Raw genomic sequence first — 25572 nt, forward strand, 5'->3', positions numbered from 1 at the left:
AGGGGGTATGTCATGATGTCAACTGACTGTAAGCGCTGGAAGTTTAAAGACAGCGTGCAGGTGCTGACCTACACGGCGCATATTATCATTCAATATCGAAAGGCGATTAAGCTTGCGCATACGAGTGAGATCAAAGAGGCGGTTGAACGGCTGATCACCGGCTGTGAAAAACAAGAGCTTTCTGATCTTCTGGGAGAGGAAGCGGGAAACCAGTTTTTCGACGCGTTAATGAAATTGGATGCTTTAATAGAGCCATGGCAAAACGGCCGTGAAGGCCGCATCACTGAAAAGCAGCTGTACCATTTTGAGAAATACAACCAAAACCCCAATCTGATCCAAAAGAGATTAGACGGCAGCAGGGCAGCGATCGTGGGTCTGGGGGGCGTCGGAACGATCATTCTTCAAAACCTTCTGGCGGCGGGCATGCAGCATTTTATTCTCATTGATTTCGATGCCGTATCAGTACATAACCTGAACAGACAATTCGTCTATAATAAATCTTCTGTAGGCAAATTAAAGATCTCAGAATGCAGAGATTATATTGCGGGTATCAATCCCCATGCGGACGCAGCACTTTACCATCAGGAAATTACACAGCCGCAGGACCTTCGTGTGTTAGATCCGTACGAAATTGATATCGTCATAAATGCCGCTGACAAACCCCATAACATTTCTGAATGGGTTTACCGGTATTGTAAGGAGCGGAATATCGCGTTTATGACCGGGGGTGTCGGCAGCTTCAGCGGCCAATGGGGGCCTCTGCTCACGCCTGAATCCTATCAATCCGGCGTCACTTATGAAAAAAACATGCCGGCCGGACTTCTGAACTGTTACCCCGATGAACCGATCAAAGGTTCCTTAGGAGCGACAAACGGTATTATATCCTCGTTTATGTCTCATGACATTATCACATACCTTGCAGGCGGAAGCCCGAAATCCCTGAATACCCGCATCGGCCTGGACTTTGACGGCCTTCATATTACAGAAACGAAGCTTTCTCAAAAGGAAAGCGCTTTATGAAGACGATGCATCGTACGGCGAGAAAACCGGGCGACCCTCTGAAAATAGAAATCGACACAAGCCCGATACGCTTGAACCCATTAGATACGCAGGATTACACAAGCAAGATGATTTGCAGCATTATGTATGAAAGCCTGCAGGACGGCTATAACTGCCGGATCATCCGCAAAGATCCCCGCACCTGTCAGGTGGACATTCACCCGGACTATTTAGGTGACGCCGAGGGTGTGGTTCAAACGATCATCTATCATCTGACGAAAGAAAATCAAAGCCCCCATCTCGGCAGTTTCCTGAACATAAAACAGGCCGTTCCGTATGTAAAAGGCCTCGTCTCATCCGATCAGCTCGGGGTGAACGTAACGGGCGAAAAACGCTTTGAAGTCACCTTGGACGAGCCGTCTGATGAAATAGAATCCGTTTTGCAGAGCAGCTTTCTGATTCCGGCGACCGCCGGGGGCGATGTGCCGGAAAACGGCCCGTACCGATTCAAGCGAACGTTTGAAAAGGGGCTGGAATTTGAGCGGAATCCGCAATATAAAATGACGCCCGCGGATCACCGCACGGTTCAGACCATCCAATTTATTTTGAATGATGATCTGGAAAAAAGCATCGGGCTGTACGAAGCGAATCAAACGGACGTGACCTGCCACACCCAGTTTCATCATTCAAACATGAGGTATCGGCAGTATGCTGATTTTAAAGAAAATCATTTGCCGATGTTATTTACCTTCAAGGTGAAGGACGACATGCTGAGAACTTTCATTCAGCATTATTTTGATAAACAAAAGCTGGCCGGGGATTTGGGGCATATCATCACACCGACTGATTCACTGATCGGTATATGGGAAAGCGGGAGGACACCGCAGAAAGATCCGCCCCTTTTGACAAAAGAAGAACCGGTCCGAATCGTTTATGCCGATTATTATCCGAACGGAGAGATCATTGAAAGGCTGGCTGATCTGTTTCGGCGGGCCGGAGCGGACGTATCCGTCTCCCAGGTCGGTCATTTCAATGATTATTACCATATGGATAAAAGCGGGTTTGATATTGAGCTTCATTTGTTCCTGCCGGCTTACATGCATGAGCTGAGCTATATCAAATATTTCATCCGCGACATCAGCGATCCGGAGAAGAAAAAAACGATCATTGATGCCATAGGATCTGAAAAAAAGAAGGAACTTTTTGGGTTATTCGAGAATACAACTCATTATTGCCCAATTTGTTTTGGGAAAAGTCTGTATCTGCAAGATCCATGTATAGAGGGTTTTAGTGTAAAGACTGACGGGCTCCTTTCTGTTCATGATGTTAAATGCAGATAGCTGGAAAGGGGTATTCATTTGCGGAATCGAAATTTGCTTTACTTCTCCGGTTTTTTCGGAAACTTCTTTTTCGAACGGGGAATTTGGATTTTATATTTAACAAGCATGAATTATTCATTGTTTCTTGTGGGCATCCTGCAATCGGTCCTGAATTTGGCGATGTTTCTGGCGGAAGTGCCGAGCGGCGTCATCTCGGACAGAATCGGGAGAAAAAAATCGCTCTTGCTCGGCCATTTTATGGTCATTATCTATTTGGTGATGTTCCTGAGCTTCCATAACTTCATCGCCCTCTTCATCGCCCATATTATATACGGTATCGGGCTGACGTTTATATCAGGAACGGATCACGCCTTTTTGTTTGATTCACTGAAAGAACAAGGGAAAGAAAAGTGGTACGGCAAATCCATCGGAAACTATAACGGACTTGTCATACTCGGTCTTGCGATCGCCATGGGCATCGGCGGCTACTTGCAGGAAATATCATGGTCGTATGTGTTTATCGCCGGGATTGTGACTCAGCTGATTGCGATGGCGGTCATTACACAGCTGACGGAAATCAAATTTGAAAACAGTGAACACGAAACGCAGACGGTCGGGGACATCTTAAAAGAAGTCAAAGATTTCTTCAGACTGAACAAAGCCTTTAAATATCTGGTGCTGTCACTCTCCGTTTTCTTTGCGATTACATCGGTTTTTTATATGTACGGACAAGATTTGTTAAGTCAGGAAGGGCTGTCCGTGCGCAATATATCCATTATTTTTGCGGGACTGTCCATCTTGCAGGCGCTGTGCTCCATCTTTTCTTCCAAGCCGGCGGAAAAATTCACGCCGAGGCGCGTGCTTCTGCTGACATTCTGCATCATCGGGGCAGCCTATCTGTTTATACCTTCGGGCAGCCTGTACGTGACGATAGCCGCTTTTGTCGTCATTAACGCGCTCTATGATGTGATAGAACCCGTATCCAGTCAGGTGGTGAATAATGAGATTCCGTCCAGAACGAGAGCCACGCTGCTGTCCATTATCAGTTTGATGACCTCGCTCTTCATGTTCATTGCCTTTCCGTTTATCGGATTCTTAACGGACTATTTTGATTCAGCTTTGCTGCTGACCGCAATCGGGGTATTATCCATCTTGTTGTCGCTGTTTATGATGCTCAGCTTTTATAAACTGAAAGCGAGCGTCGCCATCCAGAATAAAGTCGAGCTTTGAACCAGAATGACAAAGGGATGATGTGAGTTGCTGAATATTCATAATCTTACGGTAAATTTAGCGGGAGATACGATTTTCAAACAAGTTTCTTTTTTCATCAATGAAGGCGAAAAAGTGCTCGTGGCCGGGCCGAACGGTTCCGGCAAAAGCACGCTGTTCAGGGTGCTTTCCGGAGAGCTTGAGGCAGATGAAGGAACGATTGCGATCAACAAAGGGGCGAAGGTCGGTTTGCTGAAGCAGATCGCTGATCCCCATGAGGATCTGACGTTGTATCAATATCTGGAAAAATCGTTTGAAGCTCTCGCGGCGATCCAGAAGGAAATGAAGGCCATTGAGCTGAAGCTTTCGGAACCGATGAGTGATGACGAGCTGACTGCTTTATTGGAAAAGTACAGTCAATACACGGAAACATTTGAGCGGAACAACGGCTACCAGATGCATGCGATGATTGACGAGGTATGCAACGGGCTCAGCCTCAGCGAATTAAAGGATCAGCCGTTTTCAAAGCTGAGCGGCGGCGAAAAGACAAAAGCCGGCCTTGCTGAAATTTTAATCCGCAACGACGACGTTATACTGCTGGACGAGCCGACCAACCATTTGGACGTCCATGCGATTGAGTGGCTTGAAGGGTTTATTAAAAAATCGAACAAAACCATTCTGTTTACGACCCACGATAAAACGTTTGCCGACCAAACGGCGATGAAGGTGCTCGAGATTGACGATACCGAGGTGAAGATTTGGCCTTACGGATTCAGCGAATATTTGAAAAAGCGGGAAGAATTCATCATCGCCCAGTTTGAGAAATATGAAGAACAGCAGAGAAAAATACAGAAGATGAAGGAATCCATCGCCCAGCTGAGAGATTGGGCCAACCGCTCGAATCCGCCGTCTGTCGGCCTGCACAGACGCGCGAATAATATGGAAAAGGCGCTGAAAAGGATTGAGCTGATCAATAAGCCGGTCCGGACGGAGCAAAAATTAAAAAACGCATTTCAGGAAGCGGGCGCCGGTTCAAAAGATATTGTGTTCATTGAAAACGGAAAGGTGGCGCACGGATCTTCCCTTTTATATCAAAATGTGAACCTGCGCATAAAGCATAAAGACAGAATCGGCATCGTCGGCAGAAACGGCGTCGGCAAAACAACGCTGATCCGCTGCATCATCGGGGAAAGAGAACTGTCGGACGGCACCATTAAAGTGGGGGAAAATCTTAAGATAGGCTACATTGATCAAAAGAGCCACGTCGGAGATTCGAGTCAGACGATTCTGCAATTCTTTAAAGAAAATCTGCTGACTGAAGAGGGCATGGCCCGGAATATGCTGGCCAAGTACGGATTTTACGGGTCGTCGGTCTTTAAAAAACTTTCCGTCCTGTCGGGCGGTGAAAGAATCAGGCTGAAGCTGTCCATCTTAATGGAAAAAAAGCTGAATGTCCTGATCCTGGATGAGCCGACCAACCACTTGGATATTGAATCTCAGGAAATTCTCGAAAACAGCCTGATGCAGTTTCAAGGCACCATCATCTGCGTTTCTCACGACAGAAACCTGCTGGAGAAGTTCAACAAGATTTTCTGGCTTGAGAATCAAAATGTCACCATCTTTTCAGGTCCATACAGTTACGCCAAACAAAAAAAACGGCAGATTGCCGAATAAAAGGGGAATGGATATGACCATTGACAGACTGACAATCAATGAGTTATCGTACGATCTTTTTGTAAGCGAGTATGCTGATAAGAAACCTTTTATTTTGACGGGGGCAATGGATCACTGGGAATGCAGGCCGTGGACGCTTGAATACATTGATGAACACTATGGAGACAGAATGGTCACCATCCGGAAATCAGATATCGAAGGGGTCAAAACGTTTAAACAAGTAAAGCTTTCCAACTATATCGAGTACATTGATCAGAATGATGACAAATGGTACTGTGACTGGAATTTTACGCAGCTGAACCAAAATGACTTAGACCTTGTCTATTCCGCACCCGAGTATTTTACAAAAGACACATTGAGAGCGGATGAAGAAACGGGACGGGACTGGAAATGGTTCTTTCTCGGTTCTAAGCAGACAGGCACGCCGCTGCATCAGGATTTTAACAGCACGCACGCGTGGAACGGCGTCATCTTCGGGGAGAAGGAATGGATCTTCTATCATCCGGACGACTCTCCGTATTTGTACGAAGGAAATATCAATGTCTTTGATGAAAAAGACATTGAGCAAAAACCGCTGGTTCAAAAGGCGTCTCCGATCCGCTTCAGACAAAAGGCGGGAGAAATCATTTACGCGCCGCGCCATTGGTGGCATCAAGTCGAGAATACGGAACATACATTGGCAGTGAGTGAGAACTTTTGGTTTACCGGAGAGCGGCTTGCCAATCAGATATAAACGAAAGGCTGAGGAGCATCTCAGCCTTTTTTGTATGGATTCATTTCATCCGGTCCAGCCCGAATTTTTTCAGGCGGTATTGCAGGCTCTGTCTGCTGATTCCGAGCTCGTTTGCCGTTTTGGATATGTTATTGCCGTGTTTTCTCAGGGTTTTTTCGATCATGTATTTTTCGAAGTTTTCCATTTTGTCTTTTAAATCGGTGCCGGGCTGGGTGCTTGCGGCGGCTTTAGTTTCCGTGTCAGCGGGTTTGATTTTCATCCGGTATTGGTAAGGCAGGTGGGCCGCCGTAATCGTCGTTTCATCCGTCATAAAGTTCATGGCGCCTTCAATCATATGTTCAAGCTCGCGAATGTTGCCCGGCCAGTCATATTCCAGGAAGAATCGCTGCACATCGTCACTGATCGAATCGACATGCATTTGGAACAGGTGGTTGTTTTTCTGGATAAACACTTCGGCCAGAGGCAGAATATCCTCCTTGCGCTCCCGGAGCGGGGGAATGATCAGCGTGACAACGCTTAAGCGGTAGTATAAATCTTTGCGCAGCCGCTCTTCTGAAATGGCGGTGATCGGGTCTTCATTCATCGTGGCGATGATGCGGACGTCAATCGGTTTGTCCTGAGCTGATCCGATGCGCCTGATTTTCTTTTCCTGAAGGGCGCGGAGCAGTTTTGCCTGCAGGCTGAGATTGAGAGAGTTGATCTCATCAAGGAGCAGGGTGCCTCCCTGCGCCTGCTCAAATAAGCCGGGCTGGTCGATGGCTCCGGTAAAGGCGCCTTTTTTCGTGCCGAATAAAATACTTTCGACCAGACTGTCCGGCAGGGCGGCGCAGTTTTGTGAGATGAACGGGGCGCCTGAGCGCTGGCTGCCGTTGTGAATGCTTTGGGCGAACAGTTCCTTGCCCGTTCCCGTCTCGCCGGCCAAAAGCACCGATGATGACGTACGGGTTGCCCGTTTCGCGTTTTCGATGACTTCCCGAATAACCGGGCTGTTGCCGAGAATACTGTCAAACGTGTAGCTGTTCTGTTCTTTCCTGTGCATGTTCTCCCTGATCAGCCGTTCGAGCTTGGTGACGTCCTTGGCGATTTCTACGGCGCCCTTGATTTCGCCGTTTTGCACAATCGGGAAGGTGTGGTTGATCGTCGTGATTTCCTGGCCTTTGTTATTAAAATAGCTTTGCTTCACGTTTTTAATCGTTTTGCCTTCTTGAAGGGCCTGAACGAGCGTGCTGTCCTGCTGATTGGAAAACATAAATACATCAGTCAGGTTTTTATGCAGGACGTCCCGTTCATCCATATCTTCAATCTGCATCATTTTCTTATTGTAAATGACGGTGCTGCCCTTCTCGTCCACCACATGCAGCCCGACATCAATCTCTTCCAGAATGCTTTGTAACACGAGTGTGTAAAATTCGCTGGTTGTGTGCAGGTCAATTCCCCCTCTCAATCGTCTTAACATTCATTATTTTAAAATAAATCGAACAGGAAACGCAAAAAAATTTTGCGCTTGAACGATATTTAAAAATAAATGGAAATTTAGTTAATAAAACCATTGACTTTTTTAGGAAAATGGTTGATATTTAGATATATACTTAAATATCTAAATCATGTACGTATGAGAGGGGGAAAGTTTTTGAATAAAGCTTTTAAAGCACTGGCCGATCCTACAAGGAGAAGAATTTTGGACTTATTAAAGAAACAAGACATGACAGCTGGTGAAATTGCGGAACACTTCGACATGTCAAAACCCAGTATTTCTCATCACCTTACCATATTGAAAAATACTGATTTGGTTCACGATGAGAGGAAAGGCCAATTTATTATGTATTCATTAAATACCACTGTATTACAGGATCTTATAGGCTGGTTCTTTTCTCTGACTGATTCAGAACATGATAATAAGAAAGGCGGGGAATCATGAAAAAATATTTCTTTTCAGCAGGAATCATAGTTTTAACTGTTTTCACATGGGCTTTCACATATTCATCTTTACCGGACAATTTGGCGACACACTGGGGATTAAACGGAAGTGCAAATGATTACCAAACGAAAGCTGATGCGATGATGATGCTTATTGGCATCATGATTATTGTATATATTTTAATGGTTATCATCCCTAAGATTGATCCTAAAAATAACTACAAAACATTTATCCGGCCATATATGGCTATATTTAATACATTGTTTGCGGTTCTGTTTGTCATTAATCTGATGACCATCTTGACCGGCCTGGGATATGATCTCCCTATATCTTATTTAGGAAACTTTATAGTGGGAGTCATTTTCATGGTGTTTGGAAACTTTATTCAGAAAGTTAAGCCTAATTACTTTTTAGGGATAAGAACGCCTTGGACGCTGAGCAGTGAAAGAGTTTGGAAGGATACACACAGGGTTAGTTCGAAAATTTTTGTCTCAGCGGGCATACTCATGATGCTTGCAGCTTTTTTGCCGCCGGTGTATAGAGTGTCAGTCATTTTCATTGCGGCAATCGGCTGTATCATATTATCTTTACTATATTCTTACATTGTATATCAGAGACAATTGAATAAATAACTGTTGAGTAGGAGCAATCTAATTGGATTGCTCCTATTTTGTCAGCGGGAAACGCAAAAAAATTTTGCGCTTGGCTGAAGTTTGCACGCAAACTGCCGGAAAATTTTGCGGGAAAAGAAAGAATGTTGGCGAAACATCCCGTTTTTTCGGATTGGCACGGAACTTGCTTTATAAAAAGGGAAAGCAAGATCTAATGTTGAATGATTACAAAACAAGGGGGAATCAGATTATGTCAGCTTTCACAAAATCTCAAGAAATTATCAGCCAAACTTCACATTACGGCGCGAACAACTATCATCCTCTGCCGATTGTTATTTCCGAGGCGCAGGGTGTTTGGGTAAAAGACCCTGAAGGTAATCAATATATGGATATGCTGAGTGCTTATTCTGCGGTGAACCAGGGGCACAGACATCCGAAGATCATTCAGGCGCTGAAGGATCAGGCGGATAAAATCACTCTGACGTCACGCGCGTTCCATAATGATCAGCTCGGTCCGTTTTATGAGAAAACAGCCAAGCTGACCGGAAAAGATATGATTCTGCCGATGAATACGGGGGCGGAAGCCGTTGAATCCGCTGTCAAAGCGGCGAGACGCTGGGCATATGGGGTCAAAGGAGTAGCGGATAACCAGGCGGAAATCATTGCGTGTATCGGCAACTTCCACGGCAGAACGATGCTTGCGGTATCCCTTTCTTCAGAAGATGAGTATAAACGCGGTTTCGGACCTATGCTTCCGGGTATAAAATTAATTCCATACGGAGACGCGGAAGCGCTGCGCCGGGCGATCACGCCGAACACAGCCGCTTTCTTATTCGAACCGATTCAGGGAGAAGCGGGCATCGTCATTCCGCCGGAAGGATTTTTACAAGAAGCGGCAGCCATTTGTAAGGAAGAAAATGTACTTCTGATCGCTGATGAAATTCAGACGGGACTCGGCCGCACAGGGAAAACATTCGCGGTTGACTGGGAAAATATCGTACCGGATATGTTCATCTTAGGCAAAGCGCTCGGCGGGGGCGTCTTCCCGATTTCGTGCATTGCGGCGAACCGTGACATTCTCGGCGTGTTTAACCCGGGTTCCCACGGCTCGACATTCGGCGGAAACCCGCTCGCTTGCGCGGTATCGCTCGCATCTCTTGAAGTCCTTGAGGAAGAAGGGCTGGCAGAGCGTTCCCTTCAGCTTGGCCGGTATTTTAAAGAAGAGCTAGAGAAAATTGATAACCCGATCATAAAAGACGTGCGCGGACGCGGCCTGTTTATCGGTGTTGAACTGACAGAAGCGGCCCGTCCGTACTGTGAAAAGCTGAAAGGCGAAGGGCTTTTATGCAAAGAAACACATGATACCGTGATCCGTTTTGCACCGCCGTTAATGATTTCCAAGGAAGACTTGGACTGGGCGGTCCAAAAGATCACAAACGTGCTTCAAAACGCGTAAAACCTTGATGCGGCAATGCTTTCCCTCGGCTTGTATGGAATTTACAAATAAAAAATTCAGCACACTCTATTTGCGCGGCGACAGTATTTTAGTATAATGTATCTTTATGTACGAAAATGAATTTCATATAACATTCATATACAAATAGAGGCTCTTTGGACAGCAAATCGGTTTCAAAGCACCGGCTTGGTTCCAATACAAGTTGCTGAAGGGGTGCAGAATAGTGAATACAAATCAAAAAGAGAATCAGCTTCAGCGCACAATGAAATCACGCCATTTGTTTATGATTTCTTTGGGCGGAGTGATCGGCACCGGGTTTTTCCTGAGTACCGGATTTACAATTAACCAGGCGGGACCGCTGGGCGCGGTTCTGTCTTATCTGGTCGGCGGCTTTATTATGTTTTTGACCATGCTCTGCTTAGGCGAGCTTGCGGTTGCCCTTCCCGTATCAGGGTCGTTTCAGACGTACGCAACCAAATTCATCAGCCCCGCTTTCGGTTTCGCATTCGGCTGGCTGTACTGGCTCGGCTGGGCGGTGACATGCGCCATTGAGTTTTTATCTGCGGGACAATTGATGCTCCGCTGGTTTCCGCATGTTCCCGTATGGGTGTGGTGCCTCGTGTTTGTCGGACTGATGTTTCTTTTGAACGCCATTACCACAAAAGCGTTCGCTGAGTCGGAATTTTGGTTTTCCGGCATTAAAATTGTAGTCATTCTGCTGTTTATTATTTTGGGCGGCGCCGCCATGTTCGGCCTGATTGACATGAAACACGGCGAGCAGGCTCCTTTCTTCTCTCATTTTTATGAGGATGGATTGTTTCCGAACGGCATTAAGGCTATGCTTATTACGATGATTACCGTAAACTTCGCGTTCCAGGGAACGGAGCTGATCGGGGTTGCCGCGGGAGAAAGTGAAAATCCCGAGAAAACGATTCCGCGCTCTATCCGGCAGACGGTATGGAGAACGCTTGTCTTTTTCGTTCTCTCCATCATCGTCATTGCCGGCATGATTCCGTGGAAGCAGGCGGGAGTGGTCGAAAGCCCGTTTGTCGTGGTGTTTGAACAAATCGGTATTCCATATGCGGCCGATATTATGAACTTTGTTATCTTAATTGCGCTGCTCTCAGTGGCCAACTCAGGCCTGTTTGCATCGACGCGTATCTTATATGCCATGGCGAACGAAGGACAAGCCTTTAAATCGCTCGGCAAAACAACTAAACGCGGCGTGCCGATGAACGCTTTGATCGTGACGCTGGCCGTCGCCTGCCTGTCCCTGCTGTCTAAAGTGGCAGCGCCGGAAACCGTTTATATGTTTCTCTTATCATTAGCCGGACTAAGCGCGCAGGTCGGCTGGATCACGATTTCCCTGTCACAGCTGATGTTCAGACGGAAATACATCCGCGAAGGCGGCAAAGTGGAAGACCTGAAGTTTAAAGCACCGCTGTACCCGGTGCTGCCTATTATCGGGCTGACGTTAAATACGGTCGTTCTGATCAGTCTCGCATTTGATTCAGAACAGCGGCTCGCCCTTTATTGCGGCATCCCGTTCATGGCGGTGTGCGTTATCGTCTATCATCTGTATGTAAAAAAGCATAAGCAGTCAGAAAAACAGATAGAGCTTTAAATCTTTTCGTGTCCAAGTCATCTTTGAGAAACCCGCACAGGACAACATACAACATGTTGAGGTGGAAAAACGGATGAACAAGAATATCTCAGTTATTGGAATGCCGATGGATTTAGGACAAGCACGACGCGGAGTGGATATGGGCCCGAGCGCCATCCGCTACGCGCATCTCATTGAACGGTTATCTGACATGGGGTATGCGGTGGAAGACTTAGGCGACATCCCCGTCAATCGTGAAAAACTCAAAAATGATGAAGATCTGAAAAATTTGAACTCTGTGCTCTCGGGGAACGAGCAGCTCGCCCAAAAGGTGGACAGCGTCATTGAGAATGAGCGGTTCCCTCTCGTCTTGGGCGGCGATCACAGCATCGCGATCGGAACGCTGACAGGAACGGCAAAGCACTATAAACAGCTCGGCGTCATCTGGTACGACGCGCACGGCGACTTAAACACCCTGGAAACATCGCCGTCAGGCAATATTCACGGAATGCCGCTGGCCGTCAGCCTCGGCGTCGGGCACGACACGTTGGTGAATTTGGGCGGGTATGCCCCGAAAATCAAGCCGGAGAACGTCGTCATCATCGGCGCGAGATCGCTTGATGAAGGCGAGCGTGAATACATTAAGGAAACAGGCATGAAAGTCTATACGATGCATGAGATTGACCGCCTCGGCATGACAAAGGTCATTGAAGAAACCATTGACTACCTGTCAGACTGTGACGGCGTTCACCTCAGCCTTGATCTAGACGGCCTTGATCCGAGCGACGCACCCGGCGTAGGCACGCCTGTCGTCGGCGGCATCAGCTACCGTGAAAGCCACTTGGCAATGGAAATGCTGTATGATGCCGACATCATCACTTCAGCTGAATTTGTCGAAGTCAACCCGATCCTCGATCACAAAAACAAAACCGGCAAAACAGCGGTCGAGCTGGTAGAATCTTTGTTAGGAAAAAAACTATTATAAAATATGCGCCTCCGCACCTGCGGAGGTTTTTTTTGTTGCCACGAGGAAACTAGCGGGCTTCCACCCTCTTTTTGGACCTGTAAATATGATATATTTATTACACAAAATGGGAAAGGGAGGTGTCTTGACAGATGGCTGAAGTGATGGCCCACGAAACAGTTGCGAAAAAAATCAGTGACTGGTATGAGGAAATCAAAAAGCACAACACTGAATCGGCTGAGGCGTTAAGAGAACAACTGCTTACGGATCTGCAAAATATGACACAAAATCAAACAGTGCTCCTTTATTTTAATTTAATTGATTCCCGCTATAAGCTTTTGATGGAAGAGTATGAGAAAACAGACGACATTTTAAAAACGATCCAGCTGAACGCCGATAAAGAAAAAACAGACCAGATGATTCAATACTATTATTATTTCTTTTCCGGAATGCACGAGTTTTACCGTAAACGGTTTATGAACGCCATTAATTTTTACCGGATTGCTGAAAGCAGGCTCCGGCACATACCGAATGAGATTGAAAGAGCCGAGTTTAATTATCAAGTGGCGATTGCCTACTATGAAATCCGCCAAAACTACTTTGCGATGAACCACGCGGAAAAAGCGTTGGAGATCTACAAAGCCAATGAAATGTACGCGGTCAGAGAAGCACAGTGTTTAATGGTGATCGGCTGTAACAGAATGGACTTGTTCCACTATCAGAAAGCCGAAGAGCTCCTGCAGACGGCGGTTCATCAAGCCGCCAAAGCGGGCGATCCGCATATTGAAGCGCTCGCCCACTTTAACGCAGGCATTTGCTATGAAAGACAGGAAAAACTGGAAGAGGCGCGGGTCGAGTTTGAAACGGCTCTTGATCAAAAGGAGCATTTGCGATCAGCGTATTCGGTGCGGAGTCTGTACATGCTGGCCAGAGTGTTATTGAAGCAGGAAAAGACGGATGAGGGCCGGTTTTGGCTGCATAAAGCGCTGAATGCTGCTGAAGAAAAAAACGAGCCTGTATACACCCAAAAGCTGCGCATTTTACAGCATGTCTTTATTGACCGCAATGAAGAAGCGCTTGAATCAGCTTTCGCCGAGTTAAGAAGGAAAGAGCTGTGGAGTGACGTTTCCGATTTGTCGTATCAGGCCGCGGCGCATTTTAAAAAACAGGAGAAATACAAACCGGCGGCGAAGTATTTTCAGGAATCAATTGATGCCAATGACCAAATTTTGAGATTAACGGAGGGGATTCGTAATGAAAACATGTAAATTCATTGTACTCTCAGCAGCCTTGGCAAGTCTCATTTCGATTGGATTATTTGCGCAAACTGGTTCAACGGCACAAGTCGAACAAATCATAAAACCGGCGGAAAACGGAGCCTTCGGATAATACTGCATGATACCGCTTTCGTGTAAGGAGTGATTCAATGGCTATCACGCTGCAGCCGATGACAGGACAAGAATTTCAGTCCTATCTCGCTCATTCAACCAAGCATTACGCTGAAGAAAAGGTAAAAGCGGGAACGTGGCTGCCTGACGAAGCGCCGGAATTAGCGGAACTGGCGTTTGAAGACCTGCTTCCTGACGGCTTGGAGACGGCCGATCACTATTTATGGACGCTGACATTGGACGGAAAGGAAAATGCCGGCTGGCTGTGGCTGCACGCCGATCCGGACAACCCGCAGCAGGACGCATTTATTTATGATTTCGGCCTTCATCCGCCTTTCCGCGGCAAAGGCTATGCAAAAGAGACGCTCGCAAGGCTGGAGGACAAAGCCAAAGACCTGGGTGTCCGCAAGATTTCTCTCCATGTGTTCGCTCATAACGAAACGGCGCGGAAGCTGTATGAGAAGACGGGATTTCTGGAGACGGATGTCATCATGAGCAAAAAGCTGTCATGAAAAGAGGCCCGCACGATGGGCCTCTTTTGTTATTCATCTAACAATGTCATCATTTGTTCCGGATAACGCTCGCCGGCCGCCGTTCCGATCGGAAACATCTCATCCAACCGCGCCTTCACATCCTCCGGAAGCACAATGTCGAGAGCGGCGAGGTTCTCTTCCAAGTAGTGTTTCTTTTTTGTACCCGGAATCGGAATGAGGTCATCGCCGTTTGCGAGAACCCATGCGAGCGCAAGCTGAGGCGCGGTGATATTCATTTCCCGGGCAATGGCGGTAAGTTTTTGGACTAGCCCTATATTCACCGCCAAATTGTCTCCCTGGAATCTCGGCGTTCTTCTTCTGTAATCATCGGCATCCAGCTGATCGGTCGACGTCATCTTTCCGGAAAGAAAACCTCTGCCGAGCGGACTGTAAGGCACAAATGAGATGCCGAGCTCACGGCAGGCGGGCAGCACATGCTCCTCCGCTTCCCTGCTCCATAAAGAATATTCCGATTGAAGCGCGGCAATCGGGTGAATGCGGACGGCGCGCCTGATCGTTTCTGCGGAAGCCTCTGACAATCCGATATACCTCACTTTTCCTTCGTCAATCAGCTCCTTCATGGCGCCGACAGTTTCTTCAATCGGCACCCGCGGATCAACCCGGTGCAGATAATAAAGGTCGATATAATCCGTCCCAAGGCGTTTCAGACTGGCGTCACACGCTTTTTTCACATAATCGGGCCGTCCGTTAATTTCGATAAACTCACCCTTTTCGCTTCGGACATAACCGAATTTCGTCGCGAGGCACAGCTCCTTTCTGAATGGGGCAAGCGCTCTGCCGACAAGTTCTTCATTCGCACCCAATCCATATTGATCAGCCGTATCAAACAAATTCACGCCGAGATGAACGGCATGATGCAGTGTGGAAATCGACTCTTCCTCACTCTGGCTGCCATAGTATTCCGACATGCCCATGCACCCTAATCCCATTGCGGAAACCCGCATCGAACCGATTGTTCTGTCCTTCATATGTCCTCCCCCTTTCTTGTATGATAACCGGATTTCCTGATATTTGAAAATGATTTATGTATATGATTTACATATTGTTATAAAATTTTTAAAAATCTGTAAGTTGTATATTTTTTTATCGCAATTTCGTCATATAATGAAAACGTGGAAAAATTAACCTTAAAGAAAAGAGGCGAAGTCAATGTGTAAAAAGCTGTTCAAAGCCGTCCTCCCGTTTGCCCTGTCATTCACCATGGTTCTGTCATTCTCCGGTTTGAATGTAAAAGCGAAAGAAACAGAAACAGCCCGCTACGCAAAAGAAATCGCAGACCTTCAGCAGGGCACGACTCCTCAAGACGTTCTCCAATCCGCCAAAGAGCTTGCCAAACAGAAGCACGTTTCAACAGAAGCAATTCTCAAGCAGTTTCATCAAGAAATCACGGCAGACAAGGTGCAAGGAAATGTAATCACTTCCAAAGAAGGAATCTCTGCAATGGGCGGATCGTCAGGAACCAAAAAACTTCCGAAAAGCACAAAAGGCAATATTTATTACACGAACTCATACACGGCTTATTACAATCACGGGCATGTCGGCATGTATTCATCCGCTGATAAAATTGTTGAATCCGTGCCGGGAGACGGCGTCCGCCAGATTGCGTATAACGGCAGAGAAGTCGAAGACAATTCAATCGTTCAGACCGTGAAAGTCACTGATGCCCAAAAACAAGCCGCCGCTGACTGGGCCGTATCAAGAGTGGGTGATGAGTACTCCTTCAACTTCGTCAATAACAGAAATACGGGCCATGAAGGCGCCAAAAACTGCTCAAAACTGCTGTGGTCGGCATTCCTTTTAAAAGCGGGGATTGATATCGACTCTAACGGCGGCTTAGGCGTATACCCGCGCGACATCACAAGCTCGTCCTACACAACCACGATCCTGACCATTCACTAAGGAGAACAACGTGAAAAAAATCATCTCGATACCCTTAGTGATCATCGCCGCCGCAGCGGTCTTATGCTTCTTCTATTTCCCCACGGAAGATCCTGCGGAGGTTGCGAGAGACACATTAAATGACCCTGATTTTCTGAAAGATAAAGAGGCGCTGCTGTATTTCTCCACTGCGGCTGACCAAGACACGTTCGGCGGCGGAAAAAGCTACGCCCTCTTCGCCGATGAAAAAGGGCGGCTTTCTTCTTATCAAATGAAGGGGCTTGAGCTCGGATCGGCCAAAGTGCATGACGAAAGCGTGCTGCTGGAGGACAAAAAAGGAATCTACACCGTTCAGGGCGGCCTTCACACGTATAAAAGAGCGTACCAGCATACGGGAGACAGCGCGGGATATATCGAACGGGCGAAAGGCTTTTACACGCTGTATAATTCGGGCTACGACAAGAGCGGCGGCAGCTATCGCTCAGAGCTGTACCGCCAGATTGACGGCAGCTGGAAGCAAGACGTCATCCCGCATTACATCCGCGCTTCAGGCTTTTTTAAAGATCATCTTTTCGCACTCACGCCGACAGATGACGAAAAAGGCTATCACGTCCAAGACATTCAGGCCGATAAAGAAAAGCTCCATACAAAATCAATCGCGACATGGACGTACAAAGAAGGCACGTCTGTCGAATCCCAGCTCGCAGCGGACGACAGCGCCGTCTGCTTTGTCACCAGAGGGGAAAAAGCAGATCACATCTATCAAATGGTGAAAGTCATGAAAAACAGCGGCGCCATCAAAACGTATGACATCGCCGCTTATAATAATGACGAACAGACGATCTATGACTCCATGCCGTTCAGCTTCAAAAAAAGCTTTTTCATGGAGCGGCGCAGCTTCTATTTCGTTGACGGCTTCGGAAACGTGTACCGTATCAACTCTGAGACCGGAAAAAGCAAAAAAGCCTTCAAGCTCCCCGCATCACGAATGAAAGCCGACTTCAAAGAACTGACGCATCAAAACGGAAAGCTGTATCTGTTCACGTACAGCTACAAACAGCCCGCCAAAATCGAGTCCTTCGACCTGAAAACGGGCAAAAAACTGAACGGCCTGACCATCCCAAACTTAAAAAACATCATCACGCCGAAAAGCCATCTCAAGCTGTATGATGTGCAGGTGATGGGTGGGTTTTGAAGAGTATAAACATATCGGAAGAGCTTGCCGCTTTTGGTAAGCTTTTTATAATGAAATGTTACTGCAAGAAAGAAGGTGTTCATTTGAAATCATTCAGTATCTTCTTATTGTTGTCCGTCATTTGTATAACCATTGTTTTTGTCATAATGAATATGTTGATTGGATACCCTGATATGAGCAACGGGGCATTGATTATGATTGTATATATCGTTGTGACCCTTATGATAAGGCTATATAACAAGAGAAAAGCCGACCGAACATAGAGATAGAGGAATTTAGGAGGGAGCCGATGAAGAAAAAGCTTGCCGCGGTGACCGTAACCATTCTCCTGGTTTCCGTAATAACCAACTCTTTTTTAAACGGCGGAAAGCCGGACTGGATTGATGTTTGCTCTACACTGCTGGCGTGTCTATTAGGAATTCTGTTCGTCCTTCGCTTAGAAAAAAGAGAAAACACGTAAAGAGCCGGATGCTGAAAACACCGGCTCTTTTTGCGCGTGATTTGCCGAATTGTGGATAAAACTCAGCCCGAAGCACTACTAACATGTGTATAAATAGGTTATATTGAAAAGAGAACAATTGCCGCGTGCAAAAGAAAACCGGAGGACGTAACAATGAAAACCGCTTATTATTCTTGTGAAGAACATATCGAAACCGTGCTGGACATGTACATAGATGATCATGAGCTTCCGCCCGAAATCAGAAAAATCGAACATACTAACAGTTTATCCACAGCCTGTGAATTATGTGGGGACACTGCAACATATCTAGTAGGGAACGAATGATCCTACACAAAATACAGAAAAGATATCCACAATTGTGGACAATATATATGAATAACTTGTTTCTAAAGTGGGGATGACCTGTGAATATCAATATCGTGACAATTGGAAAACTAAAAGAAAAATACCTCAAGCAAGGCATTGAAGAATACAAAAAACGACTTTCAGCCTACGCAAAAATCGACATCATCGAACTCCCGGACGAAAAAGCCCCGGAAAACCTGAGCGACCAAGACATGAAAATCGTCAAAGACAAAGAAGGCGAACGCATCCTGGCCAAAATCAGCCCGGACACCCACGTCATCGCCCTCGCCATCGAAGGAAAAATGAAAACATCCGAAGAACTGGCCGATACAATAGATAAGCTGGCGACTTATGGAAAAAGCAAAATCACCTTCGTCATCGGCGGCTCACTCGGCCTAAGCGACGCCGTCATGAAACGGGCAGACGACAAACTGTCATTTTCAAAGATGACGTTTCCTCATCAGCTCATGCGGCTGATTTTAGTGGAGCAGGTTTATCGGGCGTTTCGGATTAATCGTGGGGAGCCTTATCATAAGTGATGGTAAACGGGAAAATCGAATTATCTGTCGAAATAAACAAATTTAATGATTATTTTTTAAATATAAAACACTAGGAGTGACTAAATATGGCATTAACTTTAGAAGTATGCTCAGAAGTCTTAGCTAAGAGTGCTAGAACTTGTTGTGTCTGCAGAGTATTTAAACCATTACATGTTCAGGTTCACCATATACGTGAAAAGGCTGATGGAGGATCAGATGATTTTGATAATTTGATACCTGTCTGTATAGAGTGTCATGCGAGTATACATACAAAAACAAAAATGACACAAAATTTTTCTGAGAAAGAACTTAAAAAAATTAGGGATGATGTTTATGAATTGGTTAGAGTAGGTCAGCTCCCTAAAAGTGGTTCAATAGATAAAAAAGAAATTGAATTAATATCGTCTATATTAGCTGAAACAAATAAACTTAACAGAGAGGTTGGAGATGAGGCTTTAAGTACTGAAGCAATAGAATTATTGTCTACCATTCTATGTGAAGGAGAACCAGCAACTTTTAGTAAAACAACAGAGGATTCGATTCTTATAGATATTGGTGGACAATATATATTTAAAAAATTTAATGGGAAAGCACAGTATCCTGATTTTGTTATAGAGTTACTTGCAAATGGTCTAATAAATACGACTGGAAGTTTAATTGAAATAACTGAGGAAGGTAAACAACTAATTAGTAATTTGATTCAAACTACTGCTACCTACACCCAAAAGAAAGTAAAATGTTTCGAATGTGGTTTACACTTTATTATTTGTACATGGAATAAAGATACGCATAATAGTTCAACAATTCATTGTCCTGAATGTGGGCAGAATAATGGACATTTCTTGATATGGTCGCAACAAAAATTCGGTTTTATATTTCAGGACGTCCCTGGAAATGCTAATGTTTATGAAGTAGGTAGATTAAATTAAGATTAAGTTTAATCTGAACTATTTCTGCATTTTCTAATTCTTAGTTATTAGGTGAAATTTCTTTGTGGAATATTTTACATAGGGGTATATTATGGAGAAGAGCAGTGCTTTTGAAATTATTCCTGCTGATTATTCACCTGCTAAAATTGATAATTCCATTGCTACATTAAACCAACCCTTAGCTAATATGCTTGTAAGGATGGGACTGCCTACTGAAAATATGTTCTTTCACCAATTGAAGAAAGAAGAAAAGTCATATTCTCACTAGAAAGTACGTTAGAAGTTTTACCTTACGACGAGCATGTGAAGGCATTTTACTTATCTAAGTAGTTACTGTCCGCTGTAACGATTGGGTTATTTGATGGCGCTTTAAACTTTTTATGGGATGAAACGATTAAAGCAGTAAGATATCTTGTTTCAAAGTTTGATTTACAACATTTTTTTAACATAGCGCGGAAGCTCTCTCATCACGGTATAAGCATTTACACCTAGAGGAAGATTTAGAGGCTATATCAGACACGATTTACTTGAGATTTGTAGAAGAATCGGATTAATCAATGATGTTACTTTCAAGAGGCTTGAGCATGTCAATTATTTGCGGAATCATGCTAGTTCTGCTCACCCTAATGATAACGAAATTACAGGCATTGAGATGTTAGCACTTATAGAACATTGTTTGAAATATGCAATTACAGCTAAACCAGATCATTCTGTCATACAAATAAAAACCTTGCTTGAGAATGTCAGAATCAACACAATACCTGAGGACGACTGTAAATTAATAGGACAGTTCATTTCGAATGGAATAATTTTTACAATGAGTATCCACATGCGAAATCTATCAGCGATTCATTACCTAAAGGGGAGATCCCGAGTGCCGCAAGAAAATTATTTGTTAAAGTTATTATAATTTGCCTTGTAGGTAATGGTATGGGCCGCAGAAGGTGTCGATGAAAATGCAGAGCCCTATTATAATAAATGTTAAATCATTTACAGTGAGGGGAGTGGTAGACTTTCTTTATCTCTTTGAAGATAATTAATTTGTTATGTATTTACATATATCTAACAAGATTCTAGAATTAGAGCAGTAGCAAAATATCTTAAAATTAAAACGACAGATGTTCACATAAATAAGGCACTAGATTTTATATAAAATTGCGGGACCACTTAGAGAGAAGGTATTTTAAAAAGAAAGCAGGTTTTAAACAAAGGCTTTTATTTAAAGAAACTAAAAAACAACTACAGGAAATGTAAGAAGTAAAAAACCATTTAAATTATCGTATTAAAAGAAAAATGAGTACTGGAAATTAGGATGTAGAGAAAGGTATATATAATTTATTTTCTAATAGTGTCCATTCCTTTCCTTTAGGTATGAGTAATTATGATCGTTTCAAAAGAAATAACCATCTAGATAATAATCAACTTTTTACCATTTCTTTAGAGGTTAATATTATATATCTAGTTTCAATTATCAAATCATATATAACACTTAGAAAAAGCTTAGGTAGACAGTTGAACAAATATGAAAAACTAATTGTCAGAAAATTAGTCAGTGATGAGTACTTAAAAAATGGTTTGAGAACCGAAAAAAAGAAGGTAAAAAGTTTAACATTCTCAATTTTAATAATTAAGGAATCCTTTTTTTTATAGGCTGTATTAATTTGACTTTTTATTTCAATATTTTCAATATTGGAGGTATGTTGTTATTGGTATGTTTGTTCTTTGTACAGTTAATTCTAAATGGGGTAATTAAAAAAAGGTAATCAACGTAGATTACCTTTTTTAATTATTTTCCTATTGGTGAATTCTCTTTGTAATTCATAATGTATTATTTCAACTATTTGATTGATAAAACTAATTACATCTTCAGTTTGAGCAGGATTAAGTTTTTCTTTTTCAAGATAAAATGAGGGGTAGTCACTTTGGTGGACTATTTGGTTACGCCTCTGAGCAATAAGATTCAACTTCTTAGTAAGGAAATTCTTTTCCACCCCCATTTGAATTGAAATAGTCTGCCACTTATGCGATTCTGTCCAAATTAATGATAACCCTTCATTAATCTTTTCTGCAGTTTGATACGAATTAAAAGCCAATTTTTTAACTATAAATTGTTCAAATGCATGTGAAATAAAAGATGAGTCATCAATAATTGAAACAGGTATAGGAAAACTATTAAAACTTTTGGTAGGGGTTATCTCTTTATTAAATGTTTTAATGAGACCAATTCTTATTATGTCATGTATATATTTATCTAAGGCTGAGACAGCCTGAGTCCACTGCCATCTTAGTAAATCATCTAATGGAATTTTAAAGTGCTCATAAACAGTTGTCATTTGCTGTGTTTCTTTGATTATTATTTTAAACTGATTGATTGCCAAATTCATTTTATTGTTTTAACAATTGCGTTTGTTAATTTTTCAAAAATGAAATTTATCTCTCTTTGTTTCTCTAACATCTGAGCTTTAACTGGTCCGGTTGTTCCCATTTGTTCTTCACTCAATGAAAAAATTGGCACACCATGTTCATGAGATCTTTGGTTTAAAGCGCCAAATTCGGGTATTTGAGCTAAACAATACGAATCGACATAATTAGCTGCTTTAGATTCTGTAATATCGTATACCATATCAACAGATTTTAAAGTAGATAGGAAGTCATTCTCAATAAAGTTCTGAATTTCAGTAATCTTATCTTTATAAGCAGCTGCCGGTTTTTTATTGCGTAAATTGAATCTTTGAATAATCTCACCAGCAAACTTAGGGCTTCTTTGTGGGAGTGGATATGTTGCACTGGAAAAAACGGGAGCAAAGTTATTAGCCCATTGTTTCCATCTTGGTAGTATCTTGCTCATTGTTTTTAAGGCCATTATAGAGAATGGATCTGGGTTTGTTGGAATTATAAATGCGTCAGAAGAAATAAAAAATGTTTGGTTTATAGCACTTAATCCAGGATTCATATCTATTAATACATAGTCAATTGAATATTTGTCGACACAAAGTTGTATTAGTTCATAAAAAGAACCTGGTAGGTTTTGGAGAGTAGTAATTGCATTATTACTATTCAGAGCTAAGCTAAGAGCTGGATCATATTCTGACAAATCCATGTGGCCAGGTATCAAGAAGAGATTATGATTTTCTGATGGTGAATAACACTCAATAGGTTTAATTGGTTGAGGTGCCCCTTCAAATGCAGGACGAACAGCATCTTTTATATTATTATAGCTATTCTCTCCCACATAATAATCTTCAAAATCCTCTTTTAATAGTAAACCTGTTAAGTTGCATTGTGGATCTCCATCTACTAATAAAACTTTATATCCTTTGTCTGCTAGTTTCCAACCAATATTATAAGTTGTGGTAGTTTTGCTTACACCACCTTTATGATTAAAAACAGAAATGATTTTAAATTCATCTGATTTGCTAGTCAAAAAATTCAATCCTTTCTAGATGATAGATACATTATATCATATCATATCCATAATCATGAAGAAATGGATAGATTAAATTCTAATAACTGTATTTTTAGGTTGTAAGTAAACTTAAAAATTTAAAGGGTCAATGACTTGTCGTCAATATTCAATTTTACTGCGAATTCTCCTGTTAACTTATAGTGAATAAAACACAAAAAAACCAGATTCCGATACAAATCTGGTTTCCCACAGCTGATTAGAAGCAACCTACTGTTGCTTCTCTTTCACCATCTTTATAAAGAGAAAGAAGACAATGAATACAATAAAGTAATTCAATGGATTCTTAACGATGTTTATCTCCAGGGAAATCTGTAAGAGTATCCAGAGAATGAAGATGGCTAGTATTGAAGGAATGATGATTTTGTACATGTCGACCACCTTCCATAGTTAGTAAAAGAAAGGGGCGCGGGCCCCTTTTTCTTCATGGTTAAAAGCAAGATGCGGCAGCTCCTGTCATTGCGCCGCCAACAGCGCCGGTAATTGCTCCGACGGCACCCGCTCCTACTGTTCCGATACCGGGTATTGTGACTGTTCCTACAGCAGCTCCTGCAAGACCCAGTGTGCCGCCTCCAGTTACCGCACCACCGCCAGTACCTAAAATACATTTCCCGACTGATTGGGTGCTGATTGACCCGCTCGTTTTTCCAGCGTCTTTGTTTACGACTTTGACTAAAACGCCATTTTTGATTTTTTCATATTCAGTGTAACGGGGTCACCATTTTTGTCAGCAGAGCTTTTCGGAAGAGCCTGCTCCTCGCCCGTTATGTTGTCTTTTAGGGTTGCATTGCCTTTAGCGTCAATATGAACATCTGCATGATTGAACGTCATCTTCAGCTCACTGTCGTTGAGGTTTTCAACTTTGTATGTAGCTTGGGATTCTGCAGCAGCCGCAGCATGAGGTAAAACCGGGAGGGCAAAGGCACCTGCTAGGAATACCAAGGCTGCCAGTTTCACTGCGGTTAGCTTCATTCTGCTTTGCATAATTGATCCTCCTCCTTTGGTTGCCATACTAACAAAGGCAATCTGCATCTTAAACCCTTACCATATAAAATGATAAAAAATTCACCCAATTTCATCACATTAACCAACACGGTTTGTATGTTTCCCTTCGAAAGGCATAGGGGGACAGGCTTCATATCTGGGGCGAAGCTATCAAGAAAGGTGAAGCACCTGCAAAGAGTAGTAAATAATGTATCATTTGCTAACGTTCTCCCATCTTCCGCTTTTTCCATACGACAGTATAAATCCCTTTGCGTCACGGAAACCTAGTGGAAAAGGTTTCTGAAAGGAGGGGGTGTATGGTGAAAAGTGAAAAAATTCAAAACAAAACATCTTTGGTTTGGAAGATGGCGATTGCATCTGCTGTTTCTTGGGAAGCGGCAAAACTGGCGGGCTCTGATCATCCCTATTTAGCGCCTCTATCTGTTATCTTATGTTTGCAGCCAACGATAGATCAGTCGATTCGCTTTTCTTTTCATCGTATTGCGGGAACTGCGATTGGGATCATGCTAACGTCCTATCTTGTCAGTCACTTGCCAATGAATGGCTGGATGCTGGGGCTGTTCCTATTAGGCGGTACTTACATTGCGAAGTGGTTACGAATAGATGTAACGGTTTTACATCAGGCAGCGCTCACCATTTTGTTGGTCTTTACGTTTGAACGGAACTCTAAAGATTATGCATTCGACCGAATCATCGATACGGTGATCGGCGTCATCATCGCCATTCTGGTTCACATGTTCCTTTTTCCGCCGGACTACACAAAAAAGGCAGCGGACTCTTTTCAAACATTGGCTCGTCAGCTTTCCGGCACACTTTCAGACCTCTCCAAATGGGTGCAATCAGAGTGGGGACAAGGAAAAGGGAACCTTATGGAATATAAAATGAACCATCTTCTGCGGGAGCTGCATACGGCAAAAGAGATGCTGCAAACAGCCTCTGACAGCTTAAAATTCAACCCCGTCAGAAAAAAACATAAAATCATCATTTCAAGCTATCAAATAGAGATGCAAAAGTTGAACGCCGGATTTGAGTATCTATCAAATATAGTGAAAACGTTAAAAGAATGGGAAAAAGAAGGAGCTTTATCTTCAAGTGACAAAAGGGAGCTGGGGAATGATTTACAAGTGTTAAGTGAATACTTTGCGGGTTTTAAAGGCATACAGCATGGTGAAACAGACAATTGGAAACAGAAGGAACAGGTCATGTTATTGGAATCTCTCCGTTCCGACATGCTGTCGCACCCGCCGCCCGGTCATAAGGTCTATAAAGACTCTTTTTTTTTAGAAACGAAGAAATTGCTGAAGCGTTTGTAATGTTTTCCGGAAAAAAA

26 protein-coding genes and 1 pseudogene are annotated in these 25572 nt (G+C 43.6%); 21 read left to right on the forward strand and 6 right to left on the reverse strand.

Annotation, left to right across the window (positions count from 1 at the left end):
• Positions 1 to 12 precede the first annotated feature (12 nt).
• The 5 genes from OVA33_RS04975 to OVA33_RS04995 are packed head-to-tail and all read left to right on the forward strand — an operon-like array spanning position 13 to position 5934.
• Positions 13 to 1020 carry a ThiF family adenylyltransferase gene (locus tag OVA33_RS04975; RefSeq protein WP_017418501.1) on the forward strand — a complete coding sequence of 336 codons (1008 nt, stop codon included), beginning with the start codon at positions 13 to 15 and terminating at the stop codon, positions 1018 to 1020.
• On the forward strand, positions 1017 to 2339 hold the full coding sequence (locus OVA33_RS04980) for a periplasmic substrate-binding domain-containing protein (RefSeq protein WP_017418502.1): 1323 nt from the start codon (positions 1017 to 1019) through the stop codon (positions 2337 to 2339). Before OVA33_RS04975 ends, OVA33_RS04980 begins: the two co-directional genes overlap by 4 nt.
• Positions 2340 to 2357: 18 nt before the next feature.
• Positions 2358 to 3548 (forward strand): MFS transporter, encoded by a 1191-nt coding sequence (locus tag OVA33_RS04985; RefSeq protein WP_012118887.1) that lies wholly within the window; start codon positions 2358 to 2360, stop codon positions 3546 to 3548.
• Between the two features lie 27 nt (positions 3549 to 3575).
• Positions 3576 to 5201, forward strand: coding sequence for an ABC-F family ATP-binding cassette domain-containing protein (locus OVA33_RS04990; RefSeq protein ID WP_128974158.1), 1626 nt, complete (start codon positions 3576 to 3578; stop codon positions 5199 to 5201).
• A gap of 13 nt (positions 5202 to 5214) precedes the next feature.
• Entirely contained in the window at positions 5215 to 5934 is a 720-nt protein-coding gene (locus OVA33_RS04995) for a cupin-like domain-containing protein (RefSeq protein ID WP_017418503.1), read from the forward strand.
• Positions 5935 to 5974: 40 nt separating this feature from the next.
• Here the strand turns inward: OVA33_RS04995 and OVA33_RS05000 are convergent, their stop codons facing one another.
• Positions 5975 to 7390 (reverse strand): sigma-54 interaction domain-containing protein, encoded by a 1416-nt coding sequence (locus OVA33_RS05000; protein WP_050556574.1) that lies wholly within the window; start codon positions 7388 to 7390, stop codon positions 5975 to 5977.
• Between the two features lie 174 nt (positions 7391 to 7564).
• On the opposite strand from OVA33_RS05000, the gene OVA33_RS05005 reads away from it, so the two are divergent.
• The 8 genes from OVA33_RS05005 (at position 7565) to OVA33_RS05040 (ending at position 14386) form a co-directional block, all read left to right on the forward strand.
• On the forward strand, positions 7565 to 7852 hold the full coding sequence (locus OVA33_RS05005; protein WP_015240946.1) for an autorepressor SdpR family transcription factor: 288 nt from the start codon (positions 7565 to 7567) through the stop codon (positions 7850 to 7852).
• Positions 7849 to 8484: an SdpI family protein gene (locus OVA33_RS05010; RefSeq protein ID WP_025650082.1), complete on the forward strand. Its 636-nt coding sequence runs from the start codon at positions 7849 to 7851 to the stop codon at positions 8482 to 8484. The genes OVA33_RS05005 and OVA33_RS05010 overlap by 4 nt, the downstream gene beginning before the upstream one ends.
• A 229-nt stretch (positions 8485 to 8713) precedes the next feature.
• Positions 8714 to 9919 (forward strand): ornithine--oxo-acid transaminase, encoded by a 1206-nt coding sequence (locus OVA33_RS05015; protein ID WP_026092280.1) that lies wholly within the window; start codon positions 8714 to 8716, stop codon positions 9917 to 9919.
• 223 nt (positions 9920 to 10142) lie between these two features.
• Positions 10143 to 11543 (forward strand): amino acid permease, encoded by a 1401-nt coding sequence (locus tag OVA33_RS05020; RefSeq protein WP_025650080.1) that lies wholly within the window; start codon positions 10143 to 10145, stop codon positions 11541 to 11543.
• 73 nt (positions 11544 to 11616) lie between these two features.
• Positions 11617 to 12507: an arginase gene (rocF, locus tag OVA33_RS05025; protein WP_004393135.1), complete on the forward strand. Its 891-nt coding sequence runs from the start codon at positions 11617 to 11619 to the stop codon at positions 12505 to 12507.
• A 131-nt stretch (positions 12508 to 12638) separates the two neighbouring features.
• Positions 12639 to 13754 (forward strand): response regulator aspartate phosphatase, encoded by a 1116-nt coding sequence (locus OVA33_RS05030; protein ID WP_017418507.1) that lies wholly within the window; start codon positions 12639 to 12641, stop codon positions 13752 to 13754.
• A complete protein-coding gene (locus OVA33_RS05035) occupies positions 13741 to 13875 on the forward strand; it encodes a hypothetical protein (protein WP_017418508.1) in 135 nt (44 codons plus the stop codon). Before OVA33_RS05030 ends, OVA33_RS05035 begins: the two co-directional genes overlap by 14 nt.
• Before the next feature lie 37 nt (positions 13876 to 13912).
• A complete protein-coding gene (locus tag OVA33_RS05040) occupies positions 13913 to 14386 on the forward strand; it encodes a GNAT family N-acetyltransferase (RefSeq protein ID WP_063636571.1) in 474 nt (157 codons plus the stop codon).
• Positions 14387 to 14415: 29 nt separating this feature from the next.
• Here OVA33_RS05040 and OVA33_RS05045 read toward each other — a convergent pair whose 3' ends face one another.
• The gene (locus OVA33_RS05045; RefSeq protein ID WP_017418510.1) at positions 14416 to 15396 is read right to left on the reverse strand and encodes an aldo/keto reductase; all 981 of its coding nucleotides are present in this window, start codon (positions 15394 to 15396) and stop codon (positions 14416 to 14418) included.
• Positions 15397 to 15577: 181 nt separating this feature from the next.
• On the opposite strand from OVA33_RS05045, the gene OVA33_RS05050 reads away from it, so the two are divergent.
• The 7 genes from OVA33_RS05050 to OVA33_RS05080 all read left to right on the forward strand — a co-directional run bounded on the left by OVA33_RS05050 (position 15578) and on the right by OVA33_RS05080 (position 20042).
• A complete protein-coding gene (locus OVA33_RS05050; RefSeq protein ID WP_063636570.1) occupies positions 15578 to 16327 on the forward strand; it encodes a YiiX/YebB-like N1pC/P60 family cysteine hydrolase in 750 nt (249 codons plus the stop codon).
• A gap of 10 nt (positions 16328 to 16337) precedes the next feature.
• Positions 16338 to 17501 (forward strand): hypothetical protein, encoded by a 1164-nt coding sequence (locus tag OVA33_RS05055; protein ID WP_128974157.1) that lies wholly within the window; start codon positions 16338 to 16340, stop codon positions 17499 to 17501.
• Positions 17502 to 17790: 289 nt separating this feature from the next.
• The gene (locus OVA33_RS05060) at positions 17791 to 17961 is read left to right on the forward strand and encodes a hypothetical protein (protein WP_007407875.1); all 171 of its coding nucleotides are present in this window, start codon (positions 17791 to 17793) and stop codon (positions 17959 to 17961) included.
• A gap of 153 nt (positions 17962 to 18114) precedes the next feature.
• Complete coding sequence (locus OVA33_RS05065; protein ID WP_004393147.1) at positions 18115 to 18285, forward strand: CxxH/CxxC protein; 171 nt, start codon at positions 18115 to 18117, stop codon at positions 18283 to 18285.
• Positions 18286 to 18365: 80 nt separating this feature from the next.
• Positions 18366 to 18845 carry a 23S rRNA (pseudouridine(1915)-N(3))-methyltransferase RlmH gene (rlmH, locus tag OVA33_RS05070; RefSeq protein ID WP_025650077.1) on the forward strand — a complete coding sequence of 160 codons (480 nt, stop codon included), beginning with the start codon at positions 18366 to 18368 and terminating at the stop codon, positions 18843 to 18845.
• A gap of 86 nt (positions 18846 to 18931) precedes the next feature.
• On the forward strand, positions 18932 to 19774 hold the full coding sequence (locus OVA33_RS05075; RefSeq protein ID WP_017418514.1) for an HNH endonuclease: 843 nt from the start codon (positions 18932 to 18934) through the stop codon (positions 19772 to 19774).
• Positions 19775 to 19865: 91 nt separating this feature from the next.
• Positions 19866 to 20042, forward strand: coding sequence for a hypothetical protein (locus OVA33_RS05080; protein WP_017418515.1), 177 nt, complete (start codon positions 19866 to 19868; stop codon positions 20040 to 20042).
• 1495 nt (positions 20043 to 21537) lie between these two features.
• Here OVA33_RS05080 and OVA33_RS05085 read toward each other — a convergent pair.
• The 4 genes and pseudogenes from OVA33_RS05085 to OVA33_RS05100 all read right to left on the reverse strand — a co-directional run bounded on the left by OVA33_RS05085 (position 21538) and on the right by OVA33_RS05100 (position 24221).
• Positions 21538 to 22107, reverse strand: coding sequence for a HEPN domain-containing protein (locus OVA33_RS05085; RefSeq protein WP_017418517.1), 570 nt, complete (start codon positions 22105 to 22107; stop codon positions 21538 to 21540).
• Positions 22108 to 22154: 47 nt separating this feature from the next.
• Positions 22155 to 23198 carry a ParA family protein gene (locus tag OVA33_RS05090; protein WP_014306149.1) on the reverse strand — a complete coding sequence of 348 codons (1044 nt, stop codon included), beginning with the start codon at positions 23196 to 23198 and terminating at the stop codon, positions 22155 to 22157.
• A gap of 249 nt (positions 23199 to 23447) precedes the next feature.
• A complete protein-coding gene (locus OVA33_RS05095; RefSeq protein ID WP_017418518.1) occupies positions 23448 to 23609 on the reverse strand; it encodes a hypothetical protein in 162 nt (53 codons plus the stop codon).
• Between the two features lie 58 nt (positions 23610 to 23667).
• A pseudogene (locus OVA33_RS05100) lies at positions 23668 to 24221 on the reverse strand (Pathogenicity island protein).
• Positions 24222 to 24538: 317 nt separating this feature from the next.
• Between OVA33_RS05100 and OVA33_RS05105 the strand changes: the two are divergent.
• A complete protein-coding gene (locus tag OVA33_RS05105) occupies positions 24539 to 25555 on the forward strand; it encodes an FUSC family protein (protein WP_014419320.1) in 1017 nt (338 codons plus the stop codon).
• Positions 25556 to 25572: the final 17 nt, after the last annotated feature.

Origin of the sequence: Bacillus sp. KICET-1 (assembly GCF_027721405.1) — a bacterium.
Classification (GTDB): Bacteria; Bacillota; Bacilli; order Bacillales; family Bacillaceae; genus Bacillus; species Bacillus velezensis.